This is a genomic window from Paenibacillus sp. FSL H8-0048 (genome assembly GCF_038002825.1).
Taxonomy (GTDB): Bacteria; Bacillota; Bacilli; order Paenibacillales; family Paenibacillaceae; genus Paenibacillus_AQ.
Genome location: NZ_JBBODF010000001.1, coordinates 89554 through 106448, shown reverse-complemented (window position 1 = coordinate 106448; position 16895 = coordinate 89554). Strand labels below are relative to the sequence as shown.

Sequence of the window (16895 nt, the reverse complement as noted above, 5' to 3'; positions counted from 1 at the left end):
CTTATATTTCGCTATGTTACTCACATCGTTCATACATTCAGCTCGCTAGGTTGAATTCGGTGCTGGCCGCTGTGCAACACCTCTGGCAAACGCCCTATGCGCTCAGCCAAGCGGGAGAGTTGTTGCTCATGAAAATAAGATAAGCCCGTATGAATCCTGTCCTGGAAAGGTTCAAGCCATCTCGGTTCCAAGCTGCCCGGGCCGAAATACACCCCGAGCAGCGAGCCTGCTGTTGCTCCGAAGCTGTCGGTATCGTTGCCTTGCATGACCTGTTTGCATATTCCGTCTCCGGTATTCTTAGCAAATCGAAATGTATTAATCAAGGTGCCAATCTCCTGATACACCTGACAGTGGCAGTAATCCGCGTACTTCTGATGAATCCCCTGATAAGCCTCCGACCAGTTATCTGCATTCGCTACGATCTGCAGGCAATCCGCAGTAATCTCATAGAATCGGCTCCTGCTAGGGACGAATTGCAGTGCAGTACTTATAATTTCAAGCGGATCGCGCAGTACGTGTGCGGCAGCTATTGCAGCGGCAATGAACATTGTGGCATAGATTCCCGTCCGGCGATGTGTAAAACTGGCATCACGCCAAGCCAGCTCAGCCGCAAGCGCAGGTTGACCAGGGCAGGCATAACCGTAAGCATCTGCACGAATTGCCGCCCCGCATAGTTCGGTATCTTGCACCAGGAAGTCGGGCCAGGCCTCAATTTCAGAATGATTGAATAATTCCCGGTCATGCTCCAAATAGCTAATTCCCGACCGAACCAGGATGGCCCTCTCCGGCCCCCAGGTTGTACTGATCGGAAGATGATTTATCCATAAATCTCTTAGGTTTCTTTTCGTAAAACCCTTACCGAATTGCTCTAACGCCATCATTCCCATTAAGGTGTAATTGATATCATCGTCAGGCGCCACATAGTGAATCCGCCCCCGCGTAGTCTCGAACCAGGACCAATGACGACGATCCAACGCATGGAGAGCTTCTTCCGAAATATAATCATTCAGCGGCCATTCCCCGACAGACGTTAACGCTTGACGTAATTCAGACAAAGTAGGGTTAACCTCAATAGGCTTGCCCAGCATTAAACCACAGACTGAAGCGAGGAAGCCTGCCTCCACACGCTTTGAGCTGTCTTTCAGATTTAATACACCGATCTGGCTTAGAGGTCTATCCGGGTCGCATTCCCGCCATATCTCCTCCAAATCGTCCGGCTCGTAGTAAGGCCAATTGTCCCGCATTGGAATGTCAGCCAAGCTATGGGCGAATTCCAGATAAGCATCGTAGCTTGCGGGAAGCTGTTCCAATCGGGCTAAATAACCGGAGGTTTGGTGCCCCTGTGCAAATTTATTACGCAGAATCCCCTCTAATTGATGTCTCAGAAATGCTAGTGATGGCAGCATGTTATATCTCCTTTATCCTGATTATCACAAAACCCCAACAACTTAGAAAAATAAACAGATTTCAAAAGTTCACCGTTTATCGCTTCGATCTCCTTAATTAATTCCATAATTTTAGTTCTTATCTCATTTATATATAAATTCACTTTTGTGTACTCTATTTCCTAGTAGTTCGAGTCGATTTACGAGCAATTCAGAGCTTTTAAATTTCATTTTTTCGGTCTTCCCTTATCCTTTCTAATGCTCTTTTGGCTGCTATTTTCCCATTATGCATTCCGTTTTTGGAGATCTTCACCAGCTTTTCCTTAGCAGGTATATAAGTATGAAATCCAATAATCTCACATGCTCTTTCTTGAACAAACATATCTTCATCGTCTAGATATTTTATGATGGAATTAAGATTTCCTTTTGGCGTTAATGCCATAATCGAAAAAATATACTGACAGCGAATATCATCGCTTATAAGTTGGTCAGAGCTTATCATTCGATTCAACTCGTCAATACAAGCGAGGTCTTCATTCATTTCAGTTTGACTAACTTCAAATTCTGCTGGATAGTCTTTATTCAAATCATGCCAATCCAGATCAGGATATTCTTCGATTTTCGTTATAAATGAACGTATACTTCTAAAGGCCGGAGATACATCCGTTTCCTCATGATCGATATAACATATCCTGTATTTGCATGTGCCTTGTACGTACAAGCCAATATAGTTTGAATGATCGTCACTCCACAAAGGAATCATATCCCGATAAGCCTCTATTTTGGACAAATAATCAACTAATTCAACAATTTCGTCAGCTTCCATTAATCTTAAAAAGTAGTTTTGATCCTTTTGTTTCTCCTTGTGCAGCTCCAACTCCTCAACTAATGCAACAGGCAATGTAAGGCCAAGTCTGTGAATAAGATCTGTAAACATGCGACTACTCCTCATAAAATAGTTTTTCACAACCTAGTGTCACTTTATGATTGACTTTTGTGGTACTTTTTCAGAATGAGATAGTTCATAACTCACCACTAACTAATAAATGTGCAATTACCTCTTCAATCCGCTTACGACTGCATTCGTCTAGTTCCATTCCCCTTCAGCCCATTCTTCAGCTTCAATCCAAATCGAATACTTCATTCCATTCACCCTAGCCCCTCCCAATCCTACCTCACAAAACAAACACAACCGCAATCACCAAATACGAATACCGCACATTCTTTCTCAACATTATGTATATCGTTCCATATAAAATGGACATGAAGAACGCATAAATCCCCGTTGCCCCGCCCTGGAGCAGAATGTGGATCAGGCCCCAGGTGAGTGCGAGGAACATCCCGCCGTAGGGCAGACCGCCCCGTTTGAAGAGCGTTTCACCGAATTTCTGCCCAAATGCAATCGTTAACAGAATAAGCGCAGCTTCGAACAAATAATAAATATTCTGAAAAACGAATCTCACCACATCCTTATACTCCTGAACCGGCTTGAAGCCCTCCCATACAATAGTTGTCGCTGCAATAGCGATTACCGATACCACCACCGCAAGCAACCATCCCTTGGCATCTGGCTCTGCATTTAACTTCATCATGTCGAAATCGTATTTGCGCTTGGAGAGCCTGATCAGGAACAGGGCCATGCTTCCCCACAACAAGCAGGTAATTCCCCAGTGTATACATTGATGCAGCAACGTATATTCGGAGCTTTTAACGCCTAAGATTGAAGGCAAGACCATCGACAATACCACTTCCAGGCCAAACCCTGCAAACGCATACAATGCTAAAGACAGGTAATCGCTTGCTCCAATATTCTTTTCTGCCATTACGGTATCCCCCATTATACCAATCCTCCAGTTAACTTAATTTCTCCTTCATTTGCCAAAAACTCATCCATCCCGCCACGCTCACCAATCCACATCGTTATTCCCCTCATACTTACTCATAATCCCCCGCACATATTCCTTGAACCCGCTCCGTATCTCAGGCGGCCCCAGCACTTCACATTTGTCTCCAAAAGCAAGCAGCCGGTCGAAGCCATAGTCATTCGCAATAATGGGATACTTGGCCCAGCAGTGGTGTTCATCCACCCGCAGGATATGGTCGGCGCCGAACCGTTCGATCACGCGATCCATGACGGAGCGGTCCAGCCGGATGGTAACCTCGACCCAGCCTTGGCTTAGCCAATCGCCTCCGTCCATGGGGAGGGGTGTGAACACTTTTGGAGCAAACTGTTCCTTCGTCACTTGAAGACCGCTCATCCTCGCCAGCTTGAAGATCCGGTAGTCCTGCTTGACCAGACAATAGGCTTGCAAGTACCAGCTACTCTCCTTGAAAACTACCTGGTACGGCTCCACCCGCCGTTTACTGATCTGCCCCCGCGCATCCGTATACGCAAAAGCCAGCACAGCGTGCTCATTCATCGCCGTCTCAATCATCCCGAACAGGCTGCGCAGCGACTCGTTTCCTTGATTCAAGGACAGATCCATGATGAACGGCGCACTCGGCCTGCCCACAGCATTGTCTGGATAGAGAGCGTTCAGCTTCTCCGCTACATACACTATTTCCCGTCTTCCAAAAAGCTGCTTGTAGCTGTGTAATCCATTCATCAGGTTCTGGATTTCCTGCGGGGTGAATACGGTTTTGCCGACTTTGTAGGACTTCATCAAGCCGACACCGCCCCACGCCCCCATCAGCGTATAGATCGGCAGGCCGGCCCTATTTAGCGTATCAATATCGCGGTAAATCGTTCGTCTGCTGACTTCGAGCCGCTCCGCTAACTCGCGCGCACTTATCTGCTCATGCTCCAGCAGGATCATAATGAGCGCAATCAAGCGATCCATTTTCATGATGACCACCTCAAATCAAGTATGCCATACAGCTGTCACAGTTGGTAGATTATGCTTGCTTGGAATACACCAATCCCACAATATAGGAGGTACATTGTCATGATTTCGACCAGAATTGAAACGAAGGCAGCATTCCGCATCATCGGGTACAAGACCACTCTAAGTGAAGGTGGGGCGATGCACAATCCGGCGTATTCTCCGCTCAAAACGGCTTTTTTCAAAAGCACGCTGGAGAACGGCTCCATGGCCGCCCTGCGTCCCCTGTCTGAGAGTCCCTACGGCTTCGCCGCGATTGCCCGGGAGGATGGGAAGATCCTGTATGTTGCAGGCGTTCAGTCATCAGGGCCCCTGCCGGAGGCGGCAGTTGAAGTACTTTTTCCGGGAGGAGAGTATTTGGTGTTGTCGGGTCAGGGCGGGTTGTCGCGTCTCGCATTTGACCGGCTGGAGGATGAGGCATTCGGTGGTATCCTGAACGATGAATATGAGTATGAGTATACCGGACATCCGATTGCGGAGGTACTGACCAATGGCAACCCGATGGATGCCGAAGTTGAAGTATGGGTGCCGGTGAAAAAGCGGGATGCGGTTTGAAGACTCCACTATGAGGAAATAACGTTTACGCTATAGGTAGAAGCAGCTTCGTTACGTTGTAGCGCGTTGGATCAGCGGCATTTAGAGTTTGAGGTGTGGCTGATCCAGCGCGTAGGCCATCTGCTCATGTCTAGCGGCTGTCGCGCTGACCCGCCCAGTACGTTAAGGTGCAGGCGTATAGGATGGTAAAGGCAATGATGCTTAGGACAACGGGGGCAACAAAATTAATGTTAAGCAGAGACATCATATTTAGCTGTACGACAGATAAGAGAATAACGAACAAGAAACATGCTGTAATCATAAAATCCGACCAGGCACGGCGGTAAGTTTCGTCTTCTCTAAGCTGCTTCTTCCCTCTGCGGATACTCCAATACTCAAATATGAACAGAAGGGTTCCTAACACCTGCATGATTGTAGGTATAAACACAATACTATAAGATTTATCTGCATAGCGGTCTACGGTAAAGCTGCCGTCGAAATGGACCGGAAGCTGGTCAGGAATCAGATCGTAGTTGCGCAGCACTGTTAGAATACTAACCACAATAATAACAGCATGAATGAGAAACCAATGACTAGGCAGGCCAACATTCCCTTTACGTAATCCAGGTTCCATCTCCATGACCAGTGATTCGGGAGCAGAAGGCAGCGTAGGCAGTACGCTTTTCATTTTCGTATGATAGCTAATGTTAATAACCAGAGAGATTACGAGCATGACGAGTGAACACAAGATAATGATCCAGCTTATTTGCTTCGTATGTTCATCGCTGTAGATTAGGCATAGGATGCCGATAGTGAATAGAATGATATGTAAGGTTGTACTAATCCTGCCATATGACCTCCGCATCTGGGTTGAAGCTGACTTAGTGATACTCGAAGTTGAACTTCCTTTCTCAACTAAATCAAACTTCGATAATCCATAAAATATCACTACATTTACTGTTAATGAAACTGTCAATAAAATAAATAAAATCTTAACCTTCATTATGTATGCCACCCTCAATTTCCGCGTAATGCAATAACCCTACCATAATATGGGGTACGTGTCACTTCCCCGCACCCCGCATCATCAGAGCAATTCACTAACCGATACCTGATACAACTTATGATCTGCACAGAACAACACGCGGTCTTCCCGGAAATCTTGCGACATCAGTTCAAGCGGCTCCGATTTTTCATTAAGGAACTGTATCTTATGTCCTTTGGTCAAGCTTGATTGTTCAAGCTTCTTGATAACATATTCTCCGTGTTTGCCGTAACCGCCATCGAACAAGAAGTGATAACCATCCGTGCAGAACCCGGCCGAACCGGAAATCTCAGGATTCATAAACGTGACCTTGGGCTGACCGGTTCCGCCTGAGACGCAGCCGAGCAGAAAGTCTGTATAATAATAGAACCAGACCTGCTCTTCACGAACCACATTCAAAGCGTAACAATCGGCAATATCAGATACATGATCTTCGTATAATTTGTTGCCATGCTCATCCCAGGCCACAAGGCCGTGTTCACCGACAGGCTGATCCCACCCGTTGTTCCCGAACACACCTTCGTCAAAATAACTGGTCCAAATGGTGCCCTTTTCGGTCACTTGAACATTCTGAATTCCGTCTCCAAGCAGGAACTCACGGACAGTGCGTCCTGTGTAATCACATACCTTGGCATTCAGATCATATTTGCCTGCACCATAATACGAGCTGCGCGCTCCAACCAGCAGCAAATGTCTGCGAAGCGGCTGAACATAATGATAATTGAACTGCTGATCCGGAAATGCAATTTCATCGATATAATCTTGACTTTCTACCATCAGAACCTTGTAGGTATGCGGTTGATTCAGAGCCGATTGGACGAACATTCCGCGTTTGCGTTCCGGGATCTGATTAATCAGCAGGACATATATGCAGCCATCTCCACCTAATTGAGCTGAGACGATCTTGAACCCTTCAGTGTACCCCGAAATGTCTGCAAAAGGCTGCAGCGTCACTGTTTTATGAAACATGCCAATTCCTCCTTAAGCGCTGGTGTGAAACCGTCCTCTGTTCTATTACCGTATTATGGCAGAGTAGCTGGAACCGGAACATGGCGGAAGTATGGCGAAGCTTAGGAACATACGAAAAAGACACTAACATGGAGTCAGCGCCTTTTTCCATTCAACTCAATTTAAACCGAATCAACTCTTATTTAAAAAAGGGCTTGCCTACAGGTATGCCCCTGCTTCTGCCGCCAAGCAGCAGGCCGTTGATGCAGCTATACAATCCGGTGATAGTGACGATAAGCCCAAGCCACTGGAGGAGCAAATTCCAATGGGTGTTTAGAATATTCAGGCTCACTAACCCGGTAAAAGTAAGAAAGCAAGCCGCCGCCATATAGCATATAACCGTCACTTTATCCGCGCTTGCGCGATTAATCCATACCACAGGCAGGATGGAAATCCCACCCAGGATGAAGGGAAGTGCTGTCATCTGCGTAGAGATCGGCCAACCCATAATTTCTGAGAAGCCAATTGTTATATTGGTAAGACCTCCTACTCCCCCGAAAAGGGTAGCAAAGATCAGGAACACATTGCCGTTGGTGGAATCACCTTTACAATAGTACAGTATTGCACCTATCAGATAAGGAATAAAGCAAGCGATCTGCACCATTCCAACTGCCATGATCGTAGGCCCGGTAAAAATCCCGGCGTAGATTCCCCAGAACTCCATAGTAAGCATAGTGAAAATAAAGGTTAAAGCAGGTCCGGGATTCCCGAGCTGATCTTTTTTATCTGCAATCCTGATTTCTTTAATTGGATGATCCTGAATGTCTATTTGCTGCATATTCGCCCCTCTTCTCAAGCTGGAATTTACTGTCCTGCATATCCTAAGACTTCATCAAGCCAGTCCATTTCAAGCTGGTTCTTGAGCAGCAGATTATTCTCCGTGCAATGCTGTTCCCCGCCTTCATAAGCCATGGTCAGATTGAATCTGTTCTTAGGGTTCTTCAGCATGGCAAAATGCTTCCGTTCCTCCTCAAGCTGTTCAGGACCAAATTCCCCTTCGCCGATCATGTTCAATACAGGGCAGGTGATTTGCTCTTCCAGGCCCAACAAGGAGCCTTGCCCCAAGTAATCCATCCACTCCGCAATCGTCGTATTCTTATGCCCGCATCTTGCCCGGAAATCGCCTTCCAGGACGAATTGCGCCGTCGTGTTGGCCGGATCAATCTGGGATTCCATGTCACGGGGGTAGGGTTTACTCGCATCGAACCCTAGAATCTGCAGGATTTCAGGCTGCATGGACCAAATTACAGGACTGGCAATACAAGCAGCAATCCGCCTCTCGAAGCATGCTGCTCTCATGACGTAGTACCCGCCAAAGCTATGTCCAATTAGGGCAATCCGGTCTGGGTCCACTTCCGGACGGGTTAACGCATAGTCAACCACATAACCAACCGGGACTTCTGCGTCCATGCGGATGAAGAGGTCTGGATTTTCCCATATCGCCGCTTTCTGGCCCGGAACCTCAAAGATCAGAAGATTGTAACCGCGGCGGACCGCTCCAGCACACTGGAAATAGATCTCTTCCAAATAGTTCTCACCGCCGCCCATCCCCAGCAGCGTTGGTCTCTTCTCACCGGAGGCGCCTCCAGCGATGAAATAGCCTTTCATCACCTTGCCGTTCTCATAGGGGATATCCACCGGCTCCATAATCGGATCGGACAGCTTGCCAGCTTCTTTCCACAGGGCACGTGTCCGCATACACGATTCTCTAGTAAGAGGGTCTGAATCACTTGTGTACATTCCCACGCAACCCCAATATACGGCCGCACGCATGAAGGCTTCACGCGCACTCACTTTGTGCCCCTTCTTGAGGCAGTCCCAGCCTTTGGCCTCCATCCGCTCAGCTACCGGCTGCCACGCTGGTGCATAGGTTGAGAAATCGCCGTCCACGATGTGTGAAGCAGCTTCGAAGCATTCCCCGGTAGATACACCGCCATAAGCTTCCTTCGCCAAAGTACGGGTGAAATGAAAATCCATATGCGACACGAACTTGTTGACCATGCCGACGGAGTGGCGAAAAATCGACTCGTTTTCGGCCACTGCCTGGCCTGCGAGCTTTCCTTCCGATTGTTTTCTTTCTTGATTAGTCATGTCTTTCTCTCCTTTTCATTCATCTTTATATTTAAGGTACTTTAGTACCTTATTTGTTTATAGTATACTTGATTCGGACAAAATGCAAATAAGTTTGTGGTAAGATAAGATGGTGTAATGATGTGCATCTAAAGGGAGGTTGTAAGATGACTGAAAGCGGGAGCGGAAGCCGGCGCCGGGGTGCTGCCCTTGAACATGCAATTTTAGATGAGGCCTGGCGGTTGCTGAATCAAATGGGATATAGCAAGCTGACCATGGACGACGTAGCCCAGGCCGCAAAAACCAATAAAAATGCAATTTATCGCCGCTGGCCCCAAAAATGCTACCTGATTCAGGCTGTTATAGGACGACAGGCACCAGCATTAGAAGGGAGTATTAGCGATCAGGGTTCATTAAAGGAGGATTTAAGGGCACTATTTAGGGTTCTAGATCCCATCTTTGAAATCATCAAACCTGATGATCTGCGGGGTGTGATTTCGGATATGTTTTCGTATACGACCTATTTTAATTTATTCAACTTCGTGAATCAGGACAATGATATCCGTACATCCTTGGAAGCTATTATTACGAGGGCTAATCAGCGCGGGGAAATATCACTTACCGTAGATAGGATTTCTGAAAAGGCTCTAAATTTACCGTTTCTGCTTATGATCAATGAAATTATACTGTATGGAAGGCTTAATGAAGCTGGCAGCGAGGATATTATTGATAATATTTTGCTGCCTATCTATGAGGTAGATAAATAGTCTTTCTATGTTGTTCCTTGTATTGTAGAATATAAAAATCAACCCATAGGGAACTGAACTTGATGGAATACAATATGACAAGATAATTATTAAAGTCTTCAGCCACAATGTTCTTTGCATTCTCTATAGTTAATGCATAATCAGAATGTTGGTAAAATACAAATACACCGATTCTTCGATTCGTTGTTAAGTGCATTATTGGCATGGTCCTTCTCGAATGCCTCCACTATTTTGTAGCTGAACAGATGCCATAAAAAGTCATGCAAATATATTTTCCTTTTCGCTTCGCTGCTTATTCTCTCAGCAAACTCCTTCTCCCACACGCCTCTAAGGTACGTCCCCCATTTACCAACCTCAGTATATTGAATGTTTCGTTTATGTAGTATTTCTGTAAGCTTTGTCTTTGTCATAGAGTATCATCATCTCTTTCATAATTTTCTGGAAAGGAGCAGTGTATGTATGAACGAACTCAATCTTAACGATGAAACCATCCTGACATTATCCGAAGCGGCACAGAAGTGGGATTTAAGCGCTTCAAGCATACGACGCAAAATCAAGGACTTCCCGGAGGGTACCGCCCGAAAGTTTGGAACGCAGTGGGTCGTCCTTGAGGCTGGGATGTTAGAGGTATTTGGCCCCATTATGATTGAAGAGGAAACAAATATGAGGAAATTAAGGGCTGTTTACAGGGCTGTTAAGCGTATGGCTGATGAAGCAGGGCTTTCAGTGGAACGCACCTTCTCTTCCCATGCGGTCTTGGTGGGCGGGCTCTTGCTGGTCTGGCTGGATAATATGCACTGGAAAGAGCTTAAGTTAGGCGCTTCTGATTACGTAAACCGTGACTACGGCGGCAAAGAATCTTTACAGGCTAAAATGCTAGATTTAAAAAAAGAGATTGATGAGCACCACGAAAATGTCAAATGCGGACGGCCGGTATTGGATAAATTCACTGTGAGCGATAAAGTTATTAATTATATGATCGATCATAGCATCAAAGTCAGAAAGTCACGGGTCACATAGAAACGTTATACAATCCTTACCCTGTCCTCATATAGCAGGATCTGCTCCTCCGGCAGCTCTGCATTATGATGATAATGCCCAAAGTACCATTTCCCATAGTCCAGCCTGAACTTAATTTCGTTGAAATACGTATGCATACGGTCAACTTCCACATTCGTACGATAGCGCTCTTTGATCCACTGAAGCGCATCATAGGAGCACGTGTGGGTCAATACATAGTCAACCTTCCACTGGTTCTTGTCCAGATTGCGGATGCCTTCCTGGTACTCTTCGGGGCTGGGCATTTCGCGTTCCCACCAGGAGACGCCAGCCTTCCTGTACTCCTTGTCATGTGAAGCCGCTCCGCCAAAGGTGAAAAAGCTCTTCCCTTCGATCTCAAAAACTTGTCCGCGCATTAGATGAATGATACTGGGAGTAATGTGATGTACCTGACCCCCATTCCATTCGGAGACAGGATAGGCTTCGAGCAGATCAAAGTTCTCATGATTCCCGTCAATGAACAGGGTGGTCCATGGTTTCTCCGTCAGCCATTTTAGCCAAAAGCGGTCCTCCGCATCATCTGCCCACAGCAAGCCGAAGTCACCGACGATAATAACGTAATCCTGCTTCGTCAGCGCCCTGCCCTCAGGGAAGTTCTTAGAATTGAACCGGCTGGCCACACTGATGGAACCGTGAATGTCGCCTGTTATGTAGATCATGGGATCTCCTCCTATCAGAGGGCGTTTGATTGGACTGCAAAAGCATATTTCTTCTCCTGCTTCTCCCAGGTTGCATTTATGATAAACCCTCTTAATTCCTTTTTATCTTGTTCATAGTGAGAGCTTAAATAAGAAGCGATGTGCGTATCTAAATTGAAGCTATACACGCCTTTCTTTGTAACATAGGGAACATCGGTGATTTCTTTGGATGTATATAAGTAATCTCCATTATCATCAAGTAATCCATCGCTTATAGAAAGTGTGTCAGGCGGATTCGCTCCAAAATCAATTGAAATCTCCTCGCCATTTTTCAAATATGGAATGTCTGAAGGATTCTCTTTCTCGAATGCAAAGGAAAACGGTGAAGCTGTCTGACCGGATAAAGATGCCTTTTGATCACTGTTTAGAGTCGCAAATTTAATATTTTCTTTTCCGCCAAGAATGGTAACGCTACTCTTAGGATTACCATCACAGCCGGTAAATGCTACAAGTAAGGAACCTAAAAGCATACTCGATATTATTTTTTTACAGCGATTAATAAGGATCATCCCCTTTGATATAGTCACCGCCAATGTCTGCCTGTCAGAATCATAGACAATACGCAGCTAAGCGAAGCCAGCCCCATCCACAGCAATACAGAATAGGACATCCATACACTAATCATAGTGTAATTATAATTTACCAAAAAAGGCCAGCCCAGCACAAATAATAGCAACAGTGCTCTGATAAGCAGCGTAACACGCGCCTTGATCTTTTGACGGCGGATTCCCTTCCCCTCCATGGTGTATGCGCTTCTCCCTCCCGCCAGCCTGATGAGCTTAAACGCAATCCCGATCACAGTTAACACAACGAGAAACGAAGCGATCCCGTCCATTAGGATATAGGTGTCGTCATACTTGAAGGCCTTCATCGGCTGCCCTTGCATCTGGTCATAGATATTCTGGGCAATGAGCGTGGGTGCGGTAGAGTTCAAGTTAGCCAGTACGAACACCCCCTCCTTCCGCTGTGGATCGATGATTACCTGGGAGGAATAATTCGGGTTGCTGCCACTATGACGGATTATATGCGTCTCCGAGTTGTGGCTCCAGCCGAAGGCATAGAATAGATTCTCACTTTCTTGCCCCGCTGTACGGAGGTCAGGCTCATGCGATTGCTTAATGGCCTTCTGCAGATCATCCGGGATCTGACTGATTCCCAGTTGGGCGTTGACCCAGTGCTGCAAATCGTTCAGACTCGTCACCAGATACCCCGCGGCTATATTTCCGTAGTATCTGGGAGCATCGTAAGCCCTGCTTTTGCCAAAAAACACCCGATACCCCTGTGTAAGCTGCTCCGGCTTCCGTTCCCGCCCTGTAGAGAAATAGCTGTCGTTCATCCCCAGCGGCTGCAGAATATACTCCGTCACATAATCCTGATAGCTCATCTCTGTAACTTGTTCAATAACCGCTGCCAGAATATCGTAATTCACTGTTGCGTACTGATAGGCACTTCCCGGCTGGGTATCCAGCGTTAGGCTGGACATCTTATGTATGGTCGCTGTAAGCTGCTCCTTCCCTGAACCTTCAGGGATCAGGCGAATGCTCCACGATGGTATTCCGCTAGTATGTGCAAGTAGCTGGTTAATTGAGATCTTGGCCTTCTCCCCCTTATAGGTTGGAGCAAACTCTGGCAGATAATGCGAGACATCATCGGTAAAAGCCAAGTCCCCTTGATCCTGTAGCATAATCATAGCCAGCGCTGTAAATGCCTTGGTCGTTGAGCCTAGTTCAAAAAGCGACTCCGCTGTAACTGGCCTTCGCTTCTCCTTATCGGCATAGCCGTAGGTTTGGAAATCGGTCTTACCACCTCTGGCGGACAAGATCGCTACACCTGGGGTCGCTGTCTTGTCCATGATGCTCTGCACCATGCCGGACTCACTGTCAATCTTCCCTGCGGCCAAAAGAGTTCCAAGCTCATGCCAGCATGCAGCCGCAGCAATGACTACAATCAGCAGCATCGCAATGCCTTTTAGCAGTATTTCTGTTCTCCGCGTTGTTCTCTTCATGGTTATGCTCCTTCAAGTTGGGTCATCTGGATTAATTACACATATCTAGTATGACGGCTTGCAGCAGCCTTTCCCTGCACAATGGGTGATTTCAACGAGACCGTTATTCTCCCCGACTTTGGTCCAGGCAAACTTTTTCTATTTGACCTTGCAGTATAGTTCAACCCTTATAGTGAAATATAGTTAGTGGTACACCAAGTGGAAACGGCTTCGCTGTCCTTTTAAGGACGGCTTCGTTTCAGCGAGAAATATAAGGATAAGTTATTGTGTGGAACATATAAATTCTTATATTTTTAAAAAACGGGCAAATATGCTTCGAACGAAAGAGGTAAATGATGAGAAATAAATTATATGGAGAACTGTCAGGGATTGTATTCCTGATTCTGGCGCTTGGTGCTTCTGTATTGATCGGGAAAGAAATGTTATTCGCTGTACTGGCAATAATCATGCTATTGGCACAATTAGGTATCCATACTTTTCTCCTCAAGAAAAGAACTAAACTGTTTTGGGTCTATGCAGCTGCACTGGCAGCGGAGATTTTACTATTAGTAACTAATGAGTTTTGGATATTTGCACTTGGTATTTTACTGCTGCTAGTAGCAGGGGTATGGAATGTGTTTTTTGCTGGTGAAGTGCGTAAGAGCGGGAAGGTCTTTCTAGTGGTTCGGAGAGTGTTGTACGGTATTGTCACTTTAGTTGCCAGTGTGGTTTGGATCATTAACCTATATGTTCAGCCTATTACGGGGCCTGTTACTTTGCCGGCTGAATTAACTGCTGAAATCAACCATGACCAGCTTGATTCTCCAACCACCATGCTCGAAAATATTGAAAAAATGAATTCCTTTGGCAGCCGTACAACGGGTTCTGATGGTCACAATCAGTTCATTACATGGCTACAGCAGCAGGTGACGGATATGGGGCTTACTGTGTACCGTGATAAGTATACGTTTGACCGCTGGGAAGAGAAGCGCAGCTCTGTGACCATCGATAACGAGGATATTCATGTATCCTCTGCGTTTCCTTACTCTGGCGAGACCGATAGCAATGGAGTTACCGGAGAGTTCGTCTACACCAAACCTGGTGAGTATGAGGAAGCCAAGGATAAAATAGCCGTCGTTGAAATCAAGAACTTTAAGAAATTCCCTATGGCACTTGTAATGAATATACGCGGAAAATTTGGGGCGCCGGGCGGTATTCCTTCGGATGAAGGCGATCTGGTCCTTACCACAGCTTTGAAGCATGCTAAATTGGATGAAGCTAAAGAACAAGGCGTTAAAGCAGTCATTATTGTCTGGGATGGCGTTTCAGATGACAAGGCTGAAAAGCAATACCTCCCCTTCACTGAGCATTACTTCGGAATTCCGGCAGTCTGGGTCAATAAAACTGAAGGACACAAGGTGATCAATGCAGCTAAGGCCCATAAGGCGGGCACAGTGATTTTAGAGGCAGAAAAACAGGAACATGCGCCAACCGAATCTTTTTATGTAACAATTGAAGGAAAGAATAAAAAGGAATCTATCATCGTAAATACGCATACCGACGGTGTGAATGTGGTAGAGGAAAACGGTGCGATTGGCATGCTCTCTATGATTCGTTACCTGCAGCAGCAGGAGCAACCCGAACGGACTCTGATCTTCACCTTTGTAACAGGACATTTCAGATTGCCCGAATTCAAAGGTACCTCGCAGGCAACCTCAACCTGGCTGCAGGCTCATCCTGAGCTGTGGGATGGTAAAGATGGACACCTGAAAGCCGTGGCAGGACTCACTGTAGAGCATCTAGGCGGCTTGGAATGGAAAGACAATGCTTCTGGACAATATGGACCGACTGGAGCAATAAGCACAGAATTCACCTACGCAGGAAACGAGATCATGGAAGCCATTTGGATGAAAGCTGTTGAAGATAGAAAGAACACCCGGACCGTTATGCTGCGCGGACATAATAACTTCCAATTCGGTGAGAGTCAGCCCCTGTTCAATGCCGGGATTCCAATGATTGGACTGATCCCCATCCCAGACTATCTCCTGGTAGATAGCGCAGACAGAGAAATGGATAAATTCGATGTGAACCTGATGCACGAACAAGTCGGGTCTTTATTAAGAGCATTACAGCTTATGGATGGTATAGAGACTACAGAGCTGGGGATGGCGGACCGGTATTCGTTTTTCTTGGGGCGGACGAAGTAGTTGAAGGATAACAGCTAACACCGATGCCAAAGAACAATGAGCGTAATTATGGTATTATTATATTCGAGTTTTTGAGTCGATCAATCTTCTTATACCGGAGGGAAACATGGATATCACTGAATTTCAACAATGGGTTAAGGAATATTACAAGAATCGGAACTGGTCGGACTTAGATATTTTTGTTCGTATTGGATTTCTTGCTGAAGAAACTGGGGAAGTCGCCCGCGCAATTCGTGCATTAGAGATTGGCAGGGATCGTCCAGACGAGGTTGCAGGCACATTTCAAGAGAATAAAGCTGAATTAACAGAAGAACTTGGAGATGTTCTAGGAAATCTCATTGTCATCGCGAATAAATATGATATATCGCTTGAAAATATCCTGATAGCGCATAAACACAAGCTTCAGGCACGCTATTCAGAAAATTAAAACAAACGCAAAAAAAGGAAGAAGGTATAGGTATGAAGCTTTGTGGAGTCTGCATCCTCACTGACAATGCGCCGCGCCTGGCTGAATTTTATGAAATTGTGCTCAAGGAGTCTCCGGTTGTGAAGGAATGCATTACGGATTCGACAGCGCCCAGCTTGCGGTCTACAATCCGGGCCAAGTGAACGTGGTCAAAGACAAAAATATGTCGCTAATGTTCTACGTCCATGATGTCTTGGCTGAATATGACCGTCTAATTCAAGCCATCCCCGGCATTGGGATCACCTCTCCACCTGAGCGCAGACCGTGGGGGGCTTATTCGTTCTGGTTCCTTGATCCTGACGGGAATACAGTGAGCTTCATTGAGAAGAAGGATCTACAGTGATATACCAGTACACACCAAACTTATCGACAACTTCAGCACAGCAGGAGCTCCAGGGAAGGGCGCCTAACGGAACTAACACCGTGCCGCCCTTCGCTAGCATTTCGTATGCCTCCTTCACTTCTTCTTCACGCTCAAAGTTAATCCCATAACTCATAGTTGGGCGTGATCTCTCTAGTGATGATGAGAGCATCATATTAACCAAGCTATCATTGCGCGATTCGCTGACAGCAAATATTTCTTCCCCATCTCTAAGTAAAGACGCATGCATAAATGTGCCATCCGGGAACTTCTCATGGTAACCCAAGGTAAGTCCGAAGGCTTCTGAATAAAACGCTACAGCCTGAGTGGTATTCTTGATGTATAAGGTTGCTCCTAGTTTCATCGTATGGACCTCCTTTCAAATTAAGCTTTCCTTATCTCAAAGATTTGGCCGCAAATTAAGTGTAA

At 46.2% G+C, this 16895-nt stretch carries 19 protein-coding genes; 6 read left to right on the top strand and 13 right to left on the bottom strand.

Translation table 11 applies throughout. The annotated features are described in order from the left end of the window. Window positions 1-29: 29 nt before the first annotated feature. The 4 genes from NSU18_RS00510 to NSU18_RS00495 form a co-directional block, all read right to left on the bottom strand. The gene (locus tag NSU18_RS00510) at window positions 30-1406 is read right to left on the bottom strand and encodes an ADP-ribosylglycohydrolase family protein (RefSeq protein WP_341147924.1); all 1377 of its coding nucleotides are present in this window, start codon (window positions 1404-1406) and stop codon (window positions 30-32) included. A gap of 199 nt (window positions 1407-1605) precedes the next feature. Then, entirely contained in the window at window positions 1606-2322 is a 717-nt protein-coding gene (locus NSU18_RS00505) for a HEAT repeat domain-containing protein (RefSeq protein ID WP_341147923.1), read from the bottom strand. Between the two features lie 238 nt (window positions 2323-2560). Beyond that, the gene (locus tag NSU18_RS00500) at window positions 2561-3208 is read right to left on the bottom strand and encodes a hypothetical protein (RefSeq protein WP_341147922.1); all 648 of its coding nucleotides are present in this window, start codon (window positions 3206-3208) and stop codon (window positions 2561-2563) included. An 81-nt stretch (window positions 3209-3289) separates the two neighbouring features. After that, on the bottom strand, window positions 3290-4231 hold the full coding sequence (locus tag NSU18_RS00495; protein ID WP_341147921.1) for a helix-turn-helix transcriptional regulator: 942 nt from the start codon (window positions 4229-4231) through the stop codon (window positions 3290-3292). Window positions 4232-4330: 99 nt separating this feature from the next. On the opposite strand from NSU18_RS00495, the gene NSU18_RS00490 reads away from it, so the two are divergent. Further along, window positions 4331-4822, top strand: coding sequence for a GyrI-like domain-containing protein (locus NSU18_RS00490; protein ID WP_341147920.1), 492 nt, complete (start codon window positions 4331-4333; stop codon window positions 4820-4822). A gap of 130 nt (window positions 4823-4952) precedes the next feature. Here the strand turns inward: NSU18_RS00490 and NSU18_RS00485 are convergent, their stop codons facing one another. The 4 genes from NSU18_RS00485 to NSU18_RS00470 all read right to left on the bottom strand — a co-directional run bounded on the left by NSU18_RS00485 (window position 4953) and on the right by NSU18_RS00470 (window position 8945). Beyond that, window positions 4953-5489, bottom strand: coding sequence for a DUF1648 domain-containing protein (locus NSU18_RS00485; RefSeq protein WP_341147919.1), 537 nt, complete (start codon window positions 5487-5489; stop codon window positions 4953-4955). Window positions 5490-5888: 399 nt separating this feature from the next. Continuing rightward, complete coding sequence (locus tag NSU18_RS00480; RefSeq protein ID WP_341147918.1) at window positions 5889-6815, bottom strand: hypothetical protein; 927 nt, start codon at window positions 6813-6815, stop codon at window positions 5889-5891. 178 nt (window positions 6816-6993) lie between these two features. After that, window positions 6994-7632 (bottom strand): hypothetical protein, encoded by a 639-nt coding sequence (locus tag NSU18_RS00475; protein WP_341147917.1) that lies wholly within the window; start codon window positions 7630-7632, stop codon window positions 6994-6996. Window positions 7633-7658: 26 nt separating this feature from the next. After that, window positions 7659-8945 carry an alpha/beta hydrolase family protein gene (locus tag NSU18_RS00470; protein WP_341147916.1) on the bottom strand — a complete coding sequence of 429 codons (1287 nt, stop codon included), beginning with the start codon at window positions 8943-8945 and terminating at the stop codon, window positions 7659-7661. Window positions 8946-9091: 146 nt separating this feature from the next. Between NSU18_RS00470 and NSU18_RS00465 the strand changes: the two genes are divergently transcribed. After that, window positions 9092-9691, top strand: a complete 600-nt coding sequence (locus NSU18_RS00465) for a TetR/AcrR family transcriptional regulator (RefSeq protein ID WP_341022807.1) — start codon at window positions 9092-9094, stop codon at window positions 9689-9691. Window positions 9692-9831: 140 nt separating this feature from the next. On the opposite strand, the gene NSU18_RS32330 is transcribed toward NSU18_RS00465, so the two are convergent. Next, on the bottom strand, window positions 9832-10101 hold the full coding sequence (locus NSU18_RS32330; RefSeq protein WP_445321780.1) for a DUF4275 family protein: 270 nt from the start codon (window positions 10099-10101) through the stop codon (window positions 9832-9834). Between the two features lie 49 nt (window positions 10102-10150). On the opposite strand from NSU18_RS32330, the gene NSU18_RS00460 reads away from it, so the two are divergent. Beyond that, window positions 10151-10711, top strand: coding sequence for a helix-turn-helix domain-containing protein (locus tag NSU18_RS00460; RefSeq protein WP_341147915.1), 561 nt, complete (start codon window positions 10151-10153; stop codon window positions 10709-10711). 5 nt (window positions 10712-10716) lie between these two features. Here NSU18_RS00460 and NSU18_RS00455 read toward each other — a convergent pair whose 3' ends face one another. The 3 genes from NSU18_RS00455 to NSU18_RS00445 are packed head-to-tail and all read right to left on the bottom strand — an operon-like array spanning window position 10717 to window position 13453. Continuing rightward, a complete protein-coding gene (locus tag NSU18_RS00455; RefSeq protein ID WP_341147914.1) occupies window positions 10717-11409 on the bottom strand; it encodes a metallophosphoesterase family protein in 693 nt (230 codons plus the stop codon). Between the two features lie 14 nt (window positions 11410-11423). Next, on the bottom strand, window positions 11424-11957 hold the full coding sequence (locus NSU18_RS00450; protein WP_341147913.1) for a hypothetical protein: 534 nt from the start codon (window positions 11955-11957) through the stop codon (window positions 11424-11426). A 14-nt stretch (window positions 11958-11971) separates the two neighbouring features. Further along, window positions 11972-13453 (bottom strand): serine hydrolase domain-containing protein, encoded by a 1482-nt coding sequence (locus NSU18_RS00445; RefSeq protein WP_341147912.1) that lies wholly within the window; start codon window positions 13451-13453, stop codon window positions 11972-11974. Window positions 13454-13788: 335 nt separating this feature from the next. Between NSU18_RS00445 and NSU18_RS00440 the strand changes: the two genes are divergently transcribed. The 3 genes from NSU18_RS00440 (at window position 13789) to NSU18_RS00430 (ending at window position 16448) form a co-directional block, all read left to right on the top strand. Beyond that, complete coding sequence (locus tag NSU18_RS00440) at window positions 13789-15639, top strand: M28 family peptidase (RefSeq protein ID WP_341147911.1); 1851 nt, start codon at window positions 13789-13791, stop codon at window positions 15637-15639. A 106-nt stretch (window positions 15640-15745) separates the two neighbouring features. Then, window positions 15746-16066 carry a MazG-like family protein gene (locus NSU18_RS00435; RefSeq protein ID WP_341022821.1) on the top strand — a complete coding sequence of 107 codons (321 nt, stop codon included), beginning with the start codon at window positions 15746-15748 and terminating at the stop codon, window positions 16064-16066. A 127-nt stretch (window positions 16067-16193) separates the two neighbouring features. Continuing rightward, window positions 16194-16448 carry a VOC family protein gene (locus tag NSU18_RS00430; RefSeq protein WP_341147910.1) on the top strand — a complete coding sequence of 85 codons (255 nt, stop codon included), beginning with the start codon at window positions 16194-16196 and terminating at the stop codon, window positions 16446-16448. Here the strand turns inward: NSU18_RS00430 and NSU18_RS00425 are convergent. Then, window positions 16423-16830 (bottom strand): VOC family protein, encoded by a 408-nt coding sequence (locus NSU18_RS00425; RefSeq protein ID WP_341022826.1) that lies wholly within the window; start codon window positions 16828-16830, stop codon window positions 16423-16425. The two genes, NSU18_RS00430 and NSU18_RS00425, sit on opposite strands and share 26 nt — an antisense overlap. Window positions 16831-16895 lie beyond the last annotated feature (65 nt).